The organism is Rhodococcus sp. IEGM 1379, from assembly GCF_030056815.1.
Taxonomy (GTDB): Bacteria; Actinomycetota; Actinomycetes; order Mycobacteriales; family Mycobacteriaceae; genus Rhodococcus_F.
In genome coordinates, this window is record NZ_JASHKR010000025.1 from 39,083 (window position 1) to 56,647 (window position 17,565).

General features: G+C 61.3%; 18 protein-coding genes. 10 read left to right on the forward strand and 8 right to left on the reverse strand.

The window, feature by feature from the left end; all coding sequences use genetic code 11:
- Nucleotides 1–5: 5 nt before the first annotated feature.
- Nucleotides 6–215 (reverse strand): heavy-metal-associated domain-containing protein, encoded by a 210-nt coding sequence (locus tag QM600_RS15675; protein ID WP_283262409.1) that lies wholly within the window; start codon nucleotides 213–215, stop codon nucleotides 6–8.
- Between the two features lie 313 nt (nucleotides 216–528).
- On the opposite strand from QM600_RS15675, the gene QM600_RS15680 reads away from it, so the two are divergent.
- Entirely contained in the window at nucleotides 529–732 is a 204-nt protein-coding gene (locus QM600_RS15680) for a cold-shock protein (protein WP_072689769.1), read from the forward strand.
- Nucleotides 733–846: 114 nt separating this feature from the next.
- Here QM600_RS15680 and QM600_RS15685 read toward each other — a convergent pair whose 3' ends face one another.
- Nucleotides 847–1,815, reverse strand: coding sequence for a helix-turn-helix transcriptional regulator (locus QM600_RS15685; RefSeq protein WP_283262410.1), 969 nt, complete (start codon nucleotides 1,813–1,815; stop codon nucleotides 847–849).
- Nucleotides 1,816–1,932: 117 nt separating this feature from the next.
- Here QM600_RS15685 and QM600_RS15690 point away from each other — a divergent pair, with 117 nt between their 5' ends.
- The 6 genes from QM600_RS15690 to QM600_RS15715 all read left to right on the forward strand — a co-directional run bounded on the left by QM600_RS15690 (nucleotide 1,933) and on the right by QM600_RS15715 (nucleotide 8,136).
- Entirely contained in the window at nucleotides 1,933–2,901 is a 969-nt protein-coding gene (locus QM600_RS15690) for an ATP-binding cassette domain-containing protein (RefSeq protein ID WP_283262411.1), read from the forward strand.
- 24 nt (nucleotides 2,902–2,925) lie between these two features.
- Nucleotides 2,926–3,702, forward strand: coding sequence for an ABC transporter permease (locus QM600_RS15695; RefSeq protein WP_283262412.1), 777 nt, complete (start codon nucleotides 2,926–2,928; stop codon nucleotides 3,700–3,702).
- Nucleotides 3,703–3,804: 102 nt separating this feature from the next.
- Complete coding sequence (locus QM600_RS15700; protein ID WP_283262413.1) at nucleotides 3,805–4,740, forward strand: 4-(cytidine 5'-diphospho)-2-C-methyl-D-erythritol kinase; 936 nt, start codon at nucleotides 3,805–3,807, stop codon at nucleotides 4,738–4,740.
- Nucleotides 4,740–6,548, forward strand: coding sequence for an ABC-F family ATP-binding cassette domain-containing protein (locus tag QM600_RS15705; protein ID WP_283262414.1), 1,809 nt, complete (start codon nucleotides 4,740–4,742; stop codon nucleotides 6,546–6,548). The genes QM600_RS15700 and QM600_RS15705 overlap by 1 nt, the downstream gene beginning before the upstream one ends.
- Nucleotides 6,549–6,932: 384 nt before the next feature.
- The gene (locus QM600_RS15710) at nucleotides 6,933–8,027 is read left to right on the forward strand and encodes a DUF222 domain-containing protein (RefSeq protein WP_283262415.1); all 1,095 of its coding nucleotides are present in this window, start codon (nucleotides 6,933–6,935) and stop codon (nucleotides 8,025–8,027) included.
- On the forward strand, nucleotides 7,951–8,136 hold the full coding sequence (locus tag QM600_RS15715; protein WP_283262440.1) for an HNH endonuclease signature motif containing protein: 186 nt from the start codon (nucleotides 7,951–7,953) through the stop codon (nucleotides 8,134–8,136). Before QM600_RS15710 ends, QM600_RS15715 begins: the two co-directional genes overlap by 77 nt.
- A 65-nt stretch (nucleotides 8,137–8,201) precedes the next feature.
- Here QM600_RS15715 and QM600_RS15720 read toward each other — a convergent pair whose 3' ends face one another.
- Nucleotides 8,202–9,689, reverse strand: coding sequence for an acetyl-CoA acetyltransferase (locus tag QM600_RS15720; protein ID WP_283262416.1), 1,488 nt, complete (start codon nucleotides 9,687–9,689; stop codon nucleotides 8,202–8,204).
- A gap of 403 nt (nucleotides 9,690–10,092) precedes the next feature.
- Between QM600_RS15720 and QM600_RS15725 the strand changes: the two genes are divergently transcribed.
- Together QM600_RS15725 and QM600_RS15730 are read left to right on the forward strand one after the other, a co-directional pair.
- A complete protein-coding gene (locus QM600_RS15725) occupies nucleotides 10,093–10,593 on the forward strand; it encodes a nuclear transport factor 2 family protein (RefSeq protein ID WP_094275230.1) in 501 nt (166 codons plus the stop codon).
- 22 nt (nucleotides 10,594–10,615) lie between these two features.
- A complete protein-coding gene (locus tag QM600_RS15730; protein WP_283262417.1) occupies nucleotides 10,616–11,308 on the forward strand; it encodes a pyridoxine/pyridoxamine 5'-phosphate oxidase in 693 nt (230 codons plus the stop codon).
- Between the two features lie 28 nt (nucleotides 11,309–11,336).
- Here QM600_RS15730 and QM600_RS29655 read toward each other — a convergent pair whose 3' ends face one another.
- The 3 genes from QM600_RS29655 to QM600_RS15745 form a co-directional block, all read right to left on the reverse strand.
- Nucleotides 11,337–11,657: a hypothetical protein gene (locus QM600_RS29655; protein ID WP_349307264.1), complete on the reverse strand. Its 321-nt coding sequence runs from the start codon at nucleotides 11,655–11,657 to the stop codon at nucleotides 11,337–11,339.
- Nucleotides 11,658–11,978: 321 nt separating this feature from the next.
- A complete protein-coding gene (pnuC, locus tag QM600_RS15740; RefSeq protein WP_283262419.1) occupies nucleotides 11,979–12,629 on the reverse strand; it encodes a nicotinamide riboside transporter PnuC in 651 nt (216 codons plus the stop codon).
- Nucleotides 12,629–14,254, reverse strand: coding sequence for a peptide chain release factor 3 (locus tag QM600_RS15745; RefSeq protein ID WP_502942993.1), 1,626 nt, complete (start codon nucleotides 14,252–14,254; stop codon nucleotides 12,629–12,631). The genes pnuC and QM600_RS15745 overlap by 1 nt, the downstream gene beginning before the upstream one ends.
- 294 nt (nucleotides 14,255–14,548) lie before the next feature.
- Between QM600_RS15745 and QM600_RS15750 the strand changes: the two genes are divergently transcribed.
- Nucleotides 14,549–16,183, forward strand: coding sequence for a fatty acyl-AMP ligase (locus QM600_RS15750; protein ID WP_283262421.1), 1,635 nt, complete (start codon nucleotides 14,549–14,551; stop codon nucleotides 16,181–16,183).
- A gap of 19 nt (nucleotides 16,184–16,202) precedes the next feature.
- On the opposite strand, the gene pth is transcribed toward QM600_RS15750, so the two are convergent.
- Both pth and QM600_RS15760 read right to left on the reverse strand, forming a co-directional pair.
- Entirely contained in the window at nucleotides 16,203–16,775 is a 573-nt protein-coding gene (gene pth / locus QM600_RS15755; RefSeq protein WP_243619889.1) for an aminoacyl-tRNA hydrolase, read from the reverse strand.
- A gap of 101 nt (nucleotides 16,776–16,876) precedes the next feature.
- Complete coding sequence (locus QM600_RS15760; RefSeq protein ID WP_283262422.1) at nucleotides 16,877–17,467, reverse strand: 50S ribosomal protein L25/general stress protein Ctc; 591 nt, start codon at nucleotides 17,465–17,467, stop codon at nucleotides 16,877–16,879.
- Nucleotides 17,468–17,565: the final 98 nt, after the last annotated feature.

Sequence of the window (17,565 nt, forward strand, 5' to 3'; positions counted from 1 at the left end):
CTGACTCAGCTTGATACGACGGAATAGCCGGCTTCGTCGACTGCTGCGACGACATCGGCTGCGGGGACGGGTGCGTCACTGGTGACGGTGACTCGGCCGCTCGCCAGGTCGACGTCCACTGCGGTTACGCCCGCAATGGCGCCGACTTCTTCCTTGACGGATCCGACGCAGTGTCCACAGGTCATTCCGGAAACGGTGTATTCGGCGGTGGTCATGGCGAGCCCCTTCGGTTGATTAACTCGATTGTACGGATACCCGGTGTGGGTATCGACTCGAGATTTAAAGTACCCCCGGGGGGTATGCCTGTCAATGGAGCCGGTGGTGATCTGGGACTCAAACGAGACAAAGCTGCGGATCTGTGATCTACTTGTGTTGGTCGTAAGTGTTTGTGTTTGTGGTTCCACGCTCGCAAATGGTTAAGTTGCGGACGTTTGGACATCCTCCACGGATTTGTCTCAGAACGGTCGTAGTAAGTGGCCCGGGCGGTCGCAGTGACAGCCTGTAGACACTGTGTTAGAGGAGATTTACATGGCAGAGGGCATCGTGAAGTGGTTCAACTCCGAGAAGGGGTTCGGCTTCATCGCTCCCGAAGACGGCAGTGCTGACGTCTTCGTTCACTACTCCGAGATCCAGAGTGGCGGCTTCCGCACGCTCGAGGAGAACCAGCGCGTAGCGTTCGAGATCGGTCAGGGCAACAAGGGCCCGCAGGCCACCGGCGTTACCCTGATCTAAGACGCACATGAACTTCGGGTAAAACCGAAACATGACGTATAACAAGAAGGCCCCAACTCTTCGGAGTTGGGGCCTTCTTGCTGTGAGATATTGCCGCCTGTTCGAAAGATGTTCTCACGCTTCAAGATAACGCTGCACGACTACTCGTTGTTCGTCCGCGATTGCGCGGCACTCTGCGCGCAACTCGGGTGGGCTCACGATCGTGAAGTCGACATCGAAGGCTCGTAACCAGTGTGCGATCGAGCGCAGTGACGTGCCGGAAAGTGCTACTACACAACGACCTTCGTCGGAAGGCTCGACTGATCCCCACTGCTCACCGACCATCGGTGCGACCTCTTCGATCGGTGCATGAAGCAAAACTGTTGCGCGCGTAGATGTGTACGCGCGAGTGACGCCCGCGGATACGTATTCCGCAGCCCCGCCGGCCGGTAGTTCTCGCGGCGTAAAGCGCGGGCCCGTAGGAATTTTGGGCTCCAGGCGGTCGACGCGGAACGAACGCCAGTCGTCGCGGCCTAGATCCCAGGCAACCAGATACCATCGCAATCCCGAACGCACTAGTCGATAAGGTTCCACCTCGCGTCGGCTGGTGGCGCCGCCGTGCGCGGTGTAGTCGAATCTCAGACGTTCGTGGTTGTGACATACGGACGCGATCGCGGTCAGTACTCCGGCGTCCACAGCACTTGCTGCCGGCGGCGTGGAAACAACGTCGATCTGCAGGGATTCGAGTCGATGACGCAACCGTGACGGCATGATCTGGCGCAGTTTCGCCAGCGCCCGCATCGACGCCTCACCGATACCGACTACTGATCCGGTGGCACCGGACTGCAATGACAGCGCTACGGCCAGTACTTCCTCGTCGTCGAGTTGAAGCGGCGGCATCTCGGCACCGGCGCCGAGGCGGTAGCCGCCGCCCACTCCGACGGTGGCGTCGACGGGATACCCCAGGTCGCGGAGTCGATCGACATCGCGGCGAACTGTGCGCGGGGTGATGGTGAGCCGATCCGCCAGCTCGGCACCGGACCAGTCCCGTCGGGTTTGAAGCAGGGACAGCAACCGCAGTAGGCGAGCCGACGTCTCTTTCATAAATCCCAGTTTCGCAGAGATTGAGGACCGTAATGGTCCGCAATTGATTTTAAGTTGAACTCCCACCGGGCCAATCGAGAGAAAGCGGGGGCCTACATCGTGAGTTACAACGGGCCGATGATCGAGACGAAGGCGCTGACCAAGCACTTCGCGCAGGGTAAGAAGCTGGTCGAAGCCGTGAAAGGAGTCACTCTCGATGTTGCCGAGGGTGAGTTGGTGGCGTTGCTCGGGCCTAATGGTGCCGGCAAATCGACAACGCTGCGGATGTTGACGACGTTGCTCGAGCCCACTTCCGGCACGGCAAGGGTTGCTGGTTTCGACGTGTCCGATGAGCGTAGTGACGTGAGATCGAGGCTCGGCTACGTCGGGCAGGGAAACGGAGCAGGTCACAACCAGCGCGTTCGGGACGAGTTGGTGACGCAGGGACTCTGCTATGGAATGACGAAGCCGGCTTCACAGGTCCGCGCCGACGAATTGCTCGGCGACCTCGAACTCGAGGAATTGGCGACTCGTAAGGTCAGCACCCTTTCGGGCGGGCAGCGTCGACGGCTTGATATCGCTTTGGGTTTGGTGCATCGTCCACCGCTCCTTTTTCTCGACGAGCCGACATCAGGGATGGACCCGCAGAGCCGGGCAAACCTGTGGGAGCACATTCTGCGGTTGCGCCGCGAGATGGGCACGACGATTGTGCTGACGACGCACTACTTGGAGGAAGCGGATTCGATGGCCGAGCGAGTGATCGTGATCGACAAGGGAACGGTAATCGCGGACAACACAGCGGCTGCACTCAAGGCGGATTTGGCCGGAGATCATCTTGTCGTGACCTTCGAGACCGCGGAGGAGGCCAGGATTGCGGCGTCGTCAGCGCAGCAGCTCGTCACGGTTCGAGAGATCACAGTTGATGGATCGCGGGTGAGTGTCCTTGCAAGTCAGGGAGATTCGACACTTCCTGTACTTTTACGTGAATCCGAATCCCGCGGCGCGCAAGTACTGACCGCCGATATCACGCGTCCGACTCTTGACGACGTGTTCCTTACCCTCACCGGCCGCAGCTTGCGCGAGAGCGCCGCAGCGACTGCGTCCTGAACGCCGACGACAAAGGAAATGACGATGACTATTGCTCTTGACAATCCAGCTGTAGTGCGCGGAAACATTGTTCGAGATAGTGCGATTGTGATGGGTCGCGAACTGCGGCCGATGCTGCGCGACCCTGTCAGTATCATTTTCAGCCTGGTTCAACCGCTGATCCTGCTTGCACTGTTCGGGCCGCTGCTCAAGGGTGTTCCGGGAACCGGTGACGGCGTGTGGAATTGGTTCATCCCGGGTGTTCTGGTGATGATCGCGATCTTCGGAACGACGATGACCGGATCGAACCTGCTCATGGAAATGCAACAGGGATCTCACGAGCGAATGCTGGTGACGCCGCTGCGGCGTTCGTCGTTGTTGATCGGTCGGGCGTGCAAAGAGATGGTTCCGCTTGCAGCACAGGCGATTCTCATCATTCTGGTTGCGCTACCGCTGGGACTGGACGTGAATGCGGCCGGCGCGGCAGTCGGCATCGTCCTACTCGGAGTATTCGGTGTCGGCCTCGGAGCTTTGTCTTACGCTTTGGCTTTGGCTGTGCGTGAGCAGGATTGGATGTTCTGGGTGGTGCAGCAGACGCTGATGTTCCCGCTGCTGATTCTGTCGGGAACGATGCTTCCGCTCGACGATGCACCGGGTTGGATGAAGGTTCTCGTGAACATCAATCCACTGGGGTACGTCGTTGATGCAGAGCGTGCGTTGTTTGCCGGCGACTTCGCTTCGGGAAGTGTGCTTGCCGGAGTGGTTGCTGCAGTGAGCGTGGCGGTGGTCGGACTGGGAGTGGGAGTACGAGCAGTGAAGTGAGGTGCGATCTGGACGCACTTGTCGGGTGACGGGGGCATCCAGAGTTGTTGCTCTGGTCGCATGTTTTCGCCTGGGTGTTCGCAGCGCCTATTGTTGTTCCTTGTGCTCTCTGTCGTCCCTCGCCCAGTTATAGTCCGGGCCCCGTCCAAGGTGAATCTCCACCTGGCTGTCGGGGACCTGCGCGCCGACGGGTACCACGATCTGACTACCGTCTTCCAAGCCCTCTCGCTCGCTGACACCGTCACCGTGACGCCGTCCGACGGCCTGTCCGTGACCGTGACCGGAGACGATGCCGCGGCGGTTCCAGTCGACCGCACCAACCTCGTCTGGAAGGCAGCGGAGTTGCTGTCGGCCGAAGCCGGTGTGGACGCCGACGTCGAGATTCTCATCGACAAGGGAATTCCCGTCGCCGGCGGTATGGCCGGTGGCAGCGCCGATGCGGCGGCAACGCTGGTTGCGCTCAACGCGCTGTGGAAGTTGGAACTCTCACGTCGTGATTTGGACAGTTTTGCGGCCAGGCTCGGTAGCGATGTTCCTTTTTCACTGCACGGGGGTACCGCTCTGGGGACAGGCCGCGGCGAACACCTGGTTCCCGTACTGACTCGAAGCACCTTCCATTGGGTGTTGGCGCTGGCCAAGGGCGGATTGAGCACGCCGGTCGTGTTCCGTGAACTCGATAGACTGCGCAGTGAGGGTTCACCGAACCGGCTCGGCGACGCGGACGACCTGATTCAGGCCCTCACTACCGGTGATCCACGACAACTTGCACCACTGCTCGGAAATGATCTGCAAGCGGCAGCGTTATCGCTCAATCCGGCACTACGGCGGACGCTGCGCGCGGGTGTCGACGCCGGTGCTCTGGCCGGCATGGTGTCCGGATCCGGACCGACATGCGCTTTCCTCTGCAGCGACGCTCAGTCCGCCTTGGACGTGAGCGCAGAACTTGCGGGAGCGGGGGTGTGCCGCACCGTTCGCGTGGCGAGCGGACCCGTACCCGGAGCACGAATACTCGACAAAGCGGCAAAGGGACAGCACTGATGGCTAACTTGATCAATCTGGAAAACGTGTCGAAGTCATTCGGCGTCAAGCCGTTGCTCGACGGAGTGTCGATGGGCGTTGAGGAAGGCGAGCGCATCGGCGTCGTCGGCCTCAACGGTGGCGGCAAGACGACGATGCTCGAGGTCCTCGCGGGCGTCGAAGAGCCCGATTCCGGTCGGGTCAGCCGAGTCGGCGGATTGCGGATGGCGGTAGTCACGCAGCGCGGTGTGCTGCCTCCCGGATCCACTGTCGGCGACATCGTTCTCGGGCCGCTGGGCGTCGCTCAGCATGAATGGGCCGGCAACGCCCGCATCCGCTCGGTGCTCTCGGGAATCGGAATCGACAACCTCGGTGCCGGCGGCGAGCGGTCTGCGCTCGACGCCAAGGTAGACGGCCTCTCCGGTGGTGAGCGTCGACGCGTAGCTTTGGCTGCCGCTCTCGTTCAGGATCTGGACTTGCTCGTACTCGACGAGCCCACCAACCACCTCGACGTCGAAGGCGTCCAGTGGCTGGCCGAGCACCTCGTCTCGCGTCGTAGCGCGCTGGTGGTCGTGACGCACGATCGCTGGTTCCTCGACACTGTCGCAACCCGTACGTGGGAAGTTGTCGGCGGTGGCGTCGAAAGCTACGAGGGCGGCTACAACGACTGGGTGTTCGCCCGCGCCGAGCGCTCCCGTCAGGGTGACGTCGCCGAAGAGCGTCGTCGCAACCTGGCGCGCAAGGAATTGGCCTGGCTGCGCCGCGGTGCTCCGGCCCGTACGTCCAAGCCCAAGTACCGCATCGAAGCCGCCGAGGCGCTCATCGCCGACGTTCCGGCACCTCGTGACTCTGTTGCACTGGCGTCGTTCGCTCAGCGCCGGTTGGGCAAGGTTGTCATCGAACTCGAAGACGCTCGCCTCGAGACGCCAGACGGCCGGATGCTCGTCGACGATCTGACGTGGCGTCTGGCTCCCGGCGAGCGCGTCGGTTTGGTCGGCGTCAACGGCTCGGGCAAGACGACGCTTCTGCGTACTCTCGCCGGTGAACTGGAACCCGCTGCCGGACGGCGCATCCAGGGTCAGACCGTTCACATCGGTTGGCTCAAGCAGGAACTCGATGATCTGCCGACCAACATGCGGGTACTCGACGCGGTCAAGGACGTTGCAGAGCGAATCACCTTGGGTGACAAGGAAGTATCCGCCGGACAGCTCGCTGAGCGCTTGGGCTTCACACCTGCCCGTCAGCGGACGCCAGTGGGTGACCTGTCCGGTGGTGAGCGTCGACGCCTGCAATTGACGCGTGTTCTCATGGCAGAGCCCAACGTTCTGCTCCTCGATGAGCCCACCAACGATCTTGACATCGATACCCTTCAGCAGCTCGAGGATCTGCTCGACGGCTGGGCCGGAACGATGGTCGTGATCTCGCACGACAGGTACCTGATCGAACGTATCTGTGACACCACCTGGGCGCTCTTCGGTGACGGCAAGCTCACCAACCTGCCCGGCGGTATCGAGGACTACTTGAAACGACGCGCGGCAATGGGTGACGGAGACAATCCGTCCGTGGCCTCCACGGCCAGCGGTGCGTCCAAGAGCAAGCAGGTTCGCGACGGTGCTGCGGATCGTGCTGCCCGCAAGGAACTTTCGAAGCTCGAGCGTTCCATCGCCAAGTTCGACGACCGTGAGAAGCAGCTCCATGCAGCACTCGCTGATGCGGCTACCGATCCGGACAAGCTGCAGACACTCGGTGCCGAACTCAAGTCTGTCATCGCGAGTAAGGAAGCTGCCGAAGAGCAGTGGATGGAGTTGTTCGCCGACCTCGACGGCTAGACGTCAGTCGGTCGAGTCCTAGTTCAGTGTGAAGTCGGGTCGCCGCACATCGGAATGATGTGGGGCGACCCGACTTTGTCGTTGTGGTGCGGTTCCGGAGCGTACTGCCGCGACGAGGCGAGCAGTCTCGCTGCGTAGTTCGATCGCAGTCTCGCTGCGTAGTTCGATCGCAGTCACTTCGGGCTCCGGCGGCGCAGTGACCAACTCCTTCAATGCCCGATAACACGTCCCCTGTTGGTAAAGTTCAAGACTTCGAATGCTGATGTATATCAACAACTCTCGAGTAAAGATTCTCGAAAACCTGTCCGAAATGTCTCTAGGAATCAAAATCTTGTTCGATGAGAATTGGCGCATGGGGAAGCGTGGCAACTGGACGGTGAGGGCTTGAAATCGGAGGTTTTCGACCTGGCCCGCGCCCGCCACGACATGCAATCGCGCCTGGTGCACCTCGTTGTCGAGATGTTCACTCGTGACGCTCTCCCCGATACAGGGTTCCGTGCGATCGCCCAGTGGTTACATCGGTCCACCAATCTCGAGATCGGTGAATGCAGCCAACTGGTCTCGCTCGCGCGGTTGTTCATGCTCGAACCCGCAGTTGCGCAATCCTTTCATGATGGTGACATCGACGCTCTCAAGGCCCGTCAGGTGGCGCAGTTCTGCCAGCATCCACCCAAGAACATGCACATCGCGGACATCGAAAAGGCCCGGGAAATCCTTCTGGACCTGGCCTCAAAGAAGGTCTCCGACTGCGACGGAAGCCCGGGCAGCAATCCGGCGCATCGAAAAGAAGTACGGCAACCGCGACGACGGCATCCCCGTCGGCGAGGATTCTTCAGCGCAACGAGTTCTACGCTTCCGAAGGTTTTGTACGGTCGCGTCAGCGTCAAAGGTGATTTCGATGCGGTCAACGGCGCACGGTTGATTGCCCTGCTGTCCGGGCTGTCGAAGCCGAATCCTGAAGTCGGCGGAGTGAAAGATCTTCGCACCCCGGCGCTTCGACGCGCCGACGGCTTCTGTGAACTGCTGCGCCGCTTTGAGATGGCCGGCCTCGGGCCCGTCGAAGGTGGTGTCAAACCGCACCTGACGATCACCGCTACCGCAAAAGACTTGACGGACCTGCAAGCCCTCAAAGACCTGTTGCCGTCCACCGAAGAAACTCGGCTACGCGACCACCAATTGGGCCGGTCCCATCAGTCTCGACAGTGCCCGGATGCTGGCCTGCGATTGCGCGGTCACCCGAATACTGCTCGACCAGAACGGTGTTCCGCTCAATCATGGCCTCGACGAGCGAACCGCCACGATCCCGCAGCGGCGGACCTTGGCCGTCAGAGATGGCGGATGTGCGTTTCCGGGGTGCGGCACCCCGCCGGGATGGTGCGACGCGCACCACATAATCCATTGGATAGACAGTGGTCCAACGGATTTCGACAATCTCATACTTTTGTGCGGTCACCATCATCGGTTGTTGCACCATACTGAATGGCGTGTCGAGATCGGGGATGATCGGAAAACCCGGTTCTACCCGCCGATGTCGGTGGATCCGTATCAAGTTCCGGTACCGGGGAGCAGTCCACCGACAGCAGCTTGAACAAGCTGAAGACGCGACGTGTGCACCGGGGTAGAAACATGCCCCGGTGTAGACGGCTGTCGCTGTCAGAACGTGAGAGTGAGCTTTCCGTTCTCGTCGCTGATGTGAACTGTGCGACCAATGGCGGCAGGGTTGTTGCCACTGAACTGCGTTAGCTCGGCCGCATTCTCGGCTCCGGTGTGGCCGGCCACCCGCCCCCCGTCCGGTGTTGTAGCTATGACAAAACCGGTTTCCGGTTCACCACTGCGACCGTATTCCACGGTGGACGTGATGATTTCCGCATTGCCGCTGTATCCGGTGATCAGTTCGGGGGCGTCTGCGGAAAGCAAGTGAGCTTCATGATCGCCGACGTATCCGTCGGTGTGAGCGGACGCGGACAGCAGGACGCAATGCTGGTAGGTGAGGAATCCGCCATTGCCGTGGACCAGAGCGAGTTCGCCGTCTGCTCGCAGTCTTCGTGTCACTTCCGCGATGGAATGCAAGGTGTAACTGTTGAGCGGGCCGCCGAAGAAAGAGTGCCCGCCCGTCACGCTGGGGATCGTGGCATCGGAGAGGCCGAGTTCGCGGATCAGTAATTTCGGGACGATCGGGAAACAACTGTAGGCATCGACGATATCCAGGGCGTCGGCGCCGACTCCCGCGTTGTCGAGAGCGCGGTGAACTGCGTCATGCATCGCAGCAGAAGTGTGAAAATTGTTGCGGCTCAAAATGTCCAATGGATCGGTAGCGCCGGCCCCACCCCAGAGGTAGACCAGCTTGTCTTCCTCGACACCGAACTCACGAGCTGTCTCGAGCGAGCAGACCACAACGGCCGCAGCTTGATTGACAAACGGCATGGCGTTGAGCATCAGTGGATACGGCTCGGAGACCAGGCGGTTGCCCGGTCCGATTGTGCTGATCTCTTCTGCGGTACGAACTTCCGACGTCCACGACGCAGGGTTCTTTGCGGCAAGCTCGGAGAATGCGGCATACATTCGCGATGACCAGGCCAAGGACTGGGTAGCGTCGTGGCCGATGGTTGCGCTGAAACTGTTCTCGAACAACGGGTAGACCCGCGTCGGAACGATGAATCCGGCACGCTGCATCTCGGAGCTACCCAGGTCGCTTGGATCGAAGCTGGGAGGCCCACCCGGTGCGGCAGTCCACCCGATGGAGTCGGGAGTGACGTCGGACTTTCGCAGCAAGGTTGTGCTGGCGTGCGATTCGCCGCCGACGAGCAGTGCGACCGAGGATTCGCCGGCTGCGATGGTCGCGCCGATGCGATCGAGAAGTGCCGCCGGCCAGTGCCCACCGATGGGAGAGGTCGCGGTGGTCCTCGGCGTCGCACCCACACGGGCGGCCAGGAGCCCGGGGAGGTCGTCGTAGGACCAGCTGACTGTCTTGATTGCGTACACGGAGTCGACGTGTTCCCCGAGTGAGGGTTGTCCGCTGTCCGATAGTGCTGCAACAGTTGCTTCATGAATCAGATCGAGAGGTTCGCGGTGTCCGTCGGCGGGGTTCCAGCGCAGGTCGCCGACACCGACGATGACGGGGATGCGTGATGCGTCAACCATGGTGTTCCTCTTTTCGGTCACCCGGAGTTCTGATCAACCCGTGCCGGGAGTTCTGGCCACGATATCCGCGCAACGGTTATGTGTGACCACGGGGTCACAGTCACCGGTCGATCGTTGGTACTGCTGGGGTGACTTGTGCCTCAGGCGCCTGGCCGTCAGATTCCCGGCGTCATCGGTTACCGTGCAACGGCTTCCGACGGTTTGTGTCACGTATCGGCGGCCGCGTTCCGAAACGTGCGAGTACCCGGAGAGTCGGAAACAAGATCACGATCATGATCGGCGGCCGCGAATCGCGTGTTATCTGCCGAGATTTGCACTAACTTTGAGAGTAATGCCCGCTTCGGCGCACTGCAGGTTAAGGTCCAGGTAGACGCGGGTGGTGGCTCCACGAGAGGCAGGGATCATGGATCTCGAAGCGATACTTCTGATTCAACGACTCAAGTACCGGTATGCGCGTGCGCTCGACACCAAATCGTGGGTCGAACTCGCGGATACATTGACGGTCGACGCGACCGCGATTTACGGCGAGCAACTCAGCTTCGATTCCCGTGATTCATTTGTGTCCTTCCTCGAGAACACACTCGGCTCGCACATCATCACCGAGCATCAGTGTGGGCAACCGGAAATCGATGTCGATGGCGACACTGCTACCGGGGTGTGGTGCCTCGCGGATACCGTCGTGGTGCCGGAGGACGGAATGTTGCTGCGGGGGTCCGCTTTTTATCACGACCGGTATGCATTGTGCAGTGACGGGAAGTGGCGGATTTCTCACACCAGTTACGAGCGGACCTGGGAGTCGGTCGTGTCGTTGTCAGACATGCCGAGTTTCCGCTTGACCTCGAACAAGTGGGCAATGCTGCAGCCGTCGTCATTAGGTAATTCGGTAGTGCGCAACGTGTCTTGATCGCGACTATTACAGTCGTTGAATGGCCGAAGACGTTTCACCCGAGTTGGATACACGCGCGTGGATCAGAGGTATTCCGGCTCTGACCGGCACGCCGCCGAATGCCGGCGCCACGCAGAATGACCCCGCCGAATTTCCGTCCACACCGAGTGCGTTGTTTCTTACCTGGCTGCGCCAAGCCGTCGACGGCGGAGTTGCAGAACCGCACGTGTGCGCGTTGTCGACTGTTGACAATGAGGGCATACCGGATTCACGGTTCCTCATCTTGAAGGACGTCGGCGACCGCGGTTTTTGGTTCTCGGGATCGGCTCGATCGCCGAAAGGTGTTGAACTCAAAGCCAACCCGCGTGCTTCGTTGGCTTTCTACTGGCGCGAGAGTGGTCAGCAGATACGTGTGCGCGGTGTGGTCCGCGAAGGAGGCGAGCCGGTACGTGCACGAGACTTCGTCGAACGGTCTGTAACAGCACGCGCAGTGGCAACGGCGAGCCGGCAAAGTCAAGAGCTGGCAGACTCGCGTGACTACGAGCGTGCGGTGGCCGGTGCGGTCGACAGCATCGAGGCTGATCCGGCATTCGTTTCCGACGATTGGCGAGCCTGGTGTCTCGAGCCGGAGTCCGTCGAATTTTGGCAAGCAGACCCGGGCCGTCGACATCTTCGGTGGTTGTACCGGCGTAGTTCAGACGGGACATGGACGGTCACGACCTTGTGGCCGTGACCGACCACGGAAAATACCCCTGGTGCAGTCAGGTTGCGCTGATCTCCGGTGACACGAGATTGACGACGATGGACTGACCACCGAGTTTTGCATGGATCTCGGGATGCTCGAACCCCGAGGACAGCAAGTAACTTCCCAGCATTGTCAGCAGTTCGTCCAGATTTATCGTGGGATCGGATGAATAGGTGCCCGACGGTGAGGAATGGTTGGCAATGAGTTCGGTGTGGGTGAGGCGCCCCGCGACGCGAACCGCTGCTACACCCATCGCGTCGCGCCGGACGACGGTACGGCTGCGAGTCTCGAGGGTTCGTGACGATTCACGGGACGGTGTGGGGGTTGGGGCAGGCATGGAAGGGTCCTCTCCGCTGCTGTGTGCGGCCGTGCTTCGGTCGGGGAGCGGAAAAGTGAAGGCACCTGTCGGCCCGGTCGAGAGTGCGCCTTCGGCCGGCCTGGCAGACAGGGTTTCTGTGGTTGCCGTGGAACTGCTCGTTTGTGAGCCGTTGGAGCCGTTGGACCCATTGGTGAGGCCGTTCGTGGAGCCGCTTGCTCCATGCGAAGTCTTGTCTTCCATTGTTTCGCTCCTGATGCCCGTAAACAGACCGTCGGTTTGCATAATGTTGGCAAACATACCAGGAGTTGGTTTTGGGTCGCATGCCCTCGGTGGGCGGAGCTAGGTAAGCGCGAGTGTCCGTCGTTGGATTCGGAGCCACGACCAGAATCCCCAGAGAACAAAAAATGCGTAGACGAGATAGAGGATTGCGGACGGGTAGTAGCCGGCGCGGAAGAGTAGGGGAACGCCCACGGCGTCGACGCCGATCCAGATGAGCCAGAACTCGGTCCATCCGCGGGCCATGCCGTAAGTGGCGAGGATGGATCCGGTGAAGATCCAGGCTTCAGCCCAAGCGCCGTATGATCCCAGGACGTCGAATATCCAAGCGAAAATAACTGTGCCACTTATCATTACGGCAACCATTGTCAGGCGCTGGTGCGTGGATGCCCAATGTGGCAGGACCGCGTTTCCGGAGTTTTGCGCCCCGCGTCGCCACTGGGTCCAGCCGTAGATGCTGACGGTGATGAACAGTAGTTGGCGTCCGGCCTGTCCGTACAGGTTGAGTTCCTGCGGCGTGTGGAACAGTGCGCCCATGAACACGGTGAACAGCAGGGCATTTCCGGCGATACCGACCGGCCATGCCCACACTGAACGTCGTGCCCCGGCAATGGCAGACCCGATGCCGAAGGTGTTGCCGATGATCTCCCGCCAGAGAATCGTGGCGCCGTCGATGTGTAGTTCGGCGTCGAACAGCGCCTCGATCAGACTCATCAGTCAGCAGCAGCGACGAGTGGTTCGAGCGTCAGATCGGGAAGTTCCTTCTGGATGTACTGCAGGCGCCACTTGTCGCTGACCAACGCGAGCATGACACCGTCGGAACGGGTGAAGACCTCGACGCCGCGCTGACGGTTGAGCTCCACCTCGGACTCGGCATCGGTACGACGCGCGAGCGCGTAGCCGAGCGGCTCCATCTTCGCTTCGACGTTGAACTCCGACTTCATGCGGGCTGCGACAACCTCGAACTGCATGGGGCCGACGGCGGCCATGACCGGGGAAGCGTCGCCGCGAATGTCATTGCGGAGAATCTGAACGACACCTTCGGAGTCGAGTTGGTCGACGGCGCGTCGGAACTGCTTGTACTTGCCGGCGCTCTCGGCGCGCAGGATCGAGAAGTGTTCCGGTGCAAACGACGGAATGGGCGGGAACTCCACCTTCTTGTCCGTGTACAGCGTGTGACCGGGGGCGAGCGCGGTTGCGTTGACCAGACCTACAACGTCACCCGGGAAGGCGGATTCGACGGTGGAACGCTCACGGCCGAAGACGGTCTGGGCGTACTTGGTGGTGAACGGCTTGCCTGTCTGTGCGTGCGTGACAACCATGCCGCGCTCGAACACTCCGGACACGATGCGCATGAATGCCAGGCGGTCGCGGTGCGCGGTGTCCATGCCGGCCTGAACCTTGAAAATCACGGCGCTGAACGGATCGGTGACCTCGCGAGGCTTGCCGTTCACGTCGTCACGTTCGCGCGGCGGCGGCGCCAACTCCACGAGGGTGTCGAGGATCTGACGGACACCGAAGTTGAGCATCGCGGACGCGAAGATGACGGGCGACGTCTGACCGGCCAGGAACATTTCCTGGTCGTGATCCTGGCCGGTGGCCGAGAGCAGTTCACTCTCTTCGGCGGCGGTCTCCCACTCGGAGCCTTCCTTCGCCAATGCGGCGTCGGCGTCCATGATTTCTTCCGGGGCGATTTTTGCGCCACCGGCGGTACGGGTGAAGCGGACGTACTCACGAGCTGCGCCGTCTTCACCGCGTCGCAGCAGACCGCGGAAATCGCCGGCAATGCCGACGGGCCAGTACAGGGGAGTGGGGGTGAGGCCAATGCGTTCGCTGATCTCGTCGAGGAGTTCGAGCGGCGTCTGACCGGGACGGTCCCACTTGTTGATGACGGTGATGACCGGGATGCCGCGGTGACGGCAGACCTGGAAGAGCTTGAGCGTCTGCGGTTCGAGGCCCTTGGCCGCGTCGATAAGCATCACGGCCGCGTCGACGGCCGTGAGGACGCGATAGGTGTCCTCGGAGAAATCGGAGTGACCGGGGGTGTCGACGAGGTTGATGACGTTGATGGTGTCGTCAGGTGCCTCGGACGAGTGGTAGTTGAACTGCAGCGCCGTGGAGCTGACGGAGATGCCTCGGGCCTTCTCCATTTCCATCCAGTCGGAGACCGTGGACTTTCGCCCGGCCTTGCCGTGGACAGCGCCGGCCTCGGAAATCTTCTTGGCATGCAGCGCGAGTGCTTCGGTGAGCGTCGACTTACCGGCGTCGGGGTGCGAGATGACAGCAAAGGTGCGGCGACGGGTGGCTTCGGCAGTGAGGCCCTTCGTCGTCGTGGGGATCGACGTCGTCGCTAGGCCCGCTGTGTCCGGGCCTTCGGCGTCAGACTGGACAGTCGAGTCGGTTGGGACAGTCGAGTCGGACGGGGTAGTCAACGAAGAACCTCTCGCAAGTGGGTACAGCGCGCGGTGAAGCAAGGGCGCAGAGTGCGGACGCACAACAGAGAAAGGATACTCGCCGCCACATTGTCGGTAACACTCGGCGAACTTTGTCTGATTATCCACGTGGATGTGCGTTACATCACGTGGCGTTCGAACGGGTATATCAACTGCATCGAAGCGTTCTTAGGAGTTGCGTTGAGCAAATTCACCGACGAAATGTATGAGAGTGCCGCAGTCAGCAATCGCGGCTTGGTGACGGGTGAACCAGATAGCCCGTTTCGACAGACCTGGGGTGACATCCATCAGGATGCACGACGGATGGCGGGCGGGCTTGCCGACGCCGGAATCGCTCACGGGGCCGCGATCGCAGTCCTTGCCGGTCAGCCGGTGGACATCGCACCGGTGTGTCAGGCGAGTTGGATGCGTGGTGCTTCCGTGACGATGCTCCATCAGCCGACGCCACGTACCGATCTGGCGGTCTGGGCTCAGGACACTCAGACGGTGATTGACATGATTGCCGCAAAAGTGGTCGTCCTCGGAGTTCCGTTCGATGCGGCGAAACCGCTCCTCGAGGAGCGGGGAATCACCGTGGTGACGGTGGAGGAACTGCGGAAAGGCTCCTCGATCGATCCGGTGCCGACAGCAGAGTCGGATATCGTTTTTCAGCAGCTGACGTCCGGTTCGACGGGTTCCCCGAAGGCGGTGCAGATCACGCACGAGAACTTCTACGTCAACGCATACTCGATGATCAACCGCATCAAGTTCTCGATCGATGACGACGTGATGGTGAGTTGGCTTCCGCTCTTCCATGACATGGGAATGGTCGGGTTCCTCACAGTTCCCATGCAATTGGGGGCCGAAATTGTCTCCATTACTCCGTTGGACTTTCTCCGTAGCCCGCTGCTGTGGGCAGAGCTGATGAGTAAGTATCGCGGAACTGTCACGGCTGCACCGAATTTCGCGTACTCCCTGCTGGCTCGTCGGCTTGCTCAGGCGCCGGACGGTGCTGTTGATCTCTCGAGCGTCCGGTACATGTGGAACGGTGCCGAGCCGGTAGATCCGGACACCATGGTTGCTCTCGCCGAAGCCGGCGCCCGGTTCGGTCTCGATCCCACTGCTCTTGCACCCTCGTATGGAATGGCGGAAACAACGCTGGCAGCGTCGGTCCCCGATCCGAATCAGGGACAGGTTCTCGACTACGTCGATCCGGACTTTCTCGAAGCGATGTCCCGTGCCGTTCCTTCGACGAGGCCGAACGCCCGGGCGATGGCGACCCTGGGGCGGATGGTTCCGGGCTTGGAAGGGCGCGTTGTCGACGGCGAAGGGCAGGTTCTGCCGGCGCGCGGAGTCGGAATCATCGAAGTTCGCGGACGGGCGGTCACCGCCGGCTATCTCACCGTGGACGGACCCAAACCGGCGCAAGACGCCGACGGTTGGCTCGACACCGGTGATGTCGGCTACTTCACCGAAGAAGGCCTTGTCGTCGTCTGTGGCCGCGTCAAGGACGTCATCATCATGGGCGGCCGCAACGTGTATCCGACTGATATCGAGCGGGCCGCGGGAACGGTCGCCGGGGTGCGCCCGGGAAATGCGGTCGCGATTCGTCTGGACGCAGGTCAGAAGCGTGAGAGTTTTGCCGTCGCAGTCGAGACCAACGCATTCGAGGACCCCGAGGAGGTCAAACGCATCGAACGTGAAGTGGTCAAAGCCGTCGTTTCCGAGGTGGGAGTACGCCCGCGCGCCGTGGCAGTGCTGGGCCCCGGCACCATCCCCAAGACGTCGTCGGGCAAATTGCGTCGCGCGAACTCGGCTGCGTTGCTTGGAAGTTGACGTTGCTCGGAGCGTCGGGTCAGTGAAGGCGGTTCTGGGCCGCTTCGAGGCCTAGTTCGAGGAGGAGTTCGACGGCGTCTGCTGCTTCCTCGCACACGAGGTCGAGTTCCTTGCGTTCCGCCGCGGAGAAAGGCTTGAGGACGTAGTCCGCCGGATCCATGCGACCCGGCGGACGGCCGATGCCGACGCGAGTACGCAGATAGTCCTTGGTGGACAGGGAACTCGAAATGGAGCGCAGGCCGTTGTGGCCACCTTCGCCGCCACCGAGCTTGAGGCGAATGGTCCCGAAGTCCAGATCAAGTTCGTCGTGAACGACGATGATGTTTGCCGGATCAACGGAGAAGAACCGGGCTAGCCCAGCCACTGCGCCGCCCGAGAGGTTCATGTACGAGCGAGGTTTTCCCAGGATCACGCGTCGACCGGCCAGGCGGCCTTCGACGATCTCGGCCCCACTCTTCTTGTGCGCGTTGAACTTTCCACCCATGCGGCCCGCGAGTGTGCCGGCGACCATGAAGCCTACGTTGTGTCGGGTCTTCTCGTACTGGGGGCCGGGGTTACCGAGTCCGATCACCAGGGCGGTGTCTGTGCTCAACGGATGCTGTCCTTTACGGGCTCTGGGATACGACGCGCAAACGGCGCGTCACTTCCGAAACCTCGGAAATGACGCGCCGCTGACTGTAAAGATTTCGAGGATCAGGCCTCGGCTGCGGCTGCCTCGGCTGCTTCTTCGGAAGCCTCCGTAGCAGCTGCGGTGACGTTGATGATCAGCGTGTCTGCATCTGCCTGCAGGGTGGAGCCTTCCGGCAGAACGAGCTGGCTGGCGAGGATCTGCGTGCCGGCCTCGAGGCCTTCGATGGAAACCTCGATCGACTCGGGGATGTGCAGTGCGTCTGCCTCGATGGAGATGGAGGAAGCATCCTGAGCGACCATCGTGCCGGCAGCAGCGTCGCCGACGACAACGACGTGAACGTCGATGGTGACCTTCTCGCCCTTCTTGATGACGAGGAGGTCAGCGTGCTCGATGTAGTTGCGAATCGGGTGCACGACGAGGGACTTGACCAGTGCGACCTGCTCCGTGCCGTCGATGTCGAGGGTCAGGATGGCGTTGGTGCCGTGCGCGCGGAGGATGCGAGCGAAGTCACGAGCCGTGACGTTGAGGTGCTTCGGGTCTTCGCCGTGGCCGTACAGAACCGTGGGGACCAGGCCGTCGCGACGTGCACGGCGGGCTGCGCCCTTGCCGAATTCGGTGCGGGTAACGGCGACGAGGTTGTTCGCTACAGACATGATGAAAAGCTCCTACAACTCACGGAATGCGTGCTCGGTGTGTACTGGCGGTGTGGCTCTCTTGTCACAAACGAGTGGACAGGCGCGCACGGCCAGGA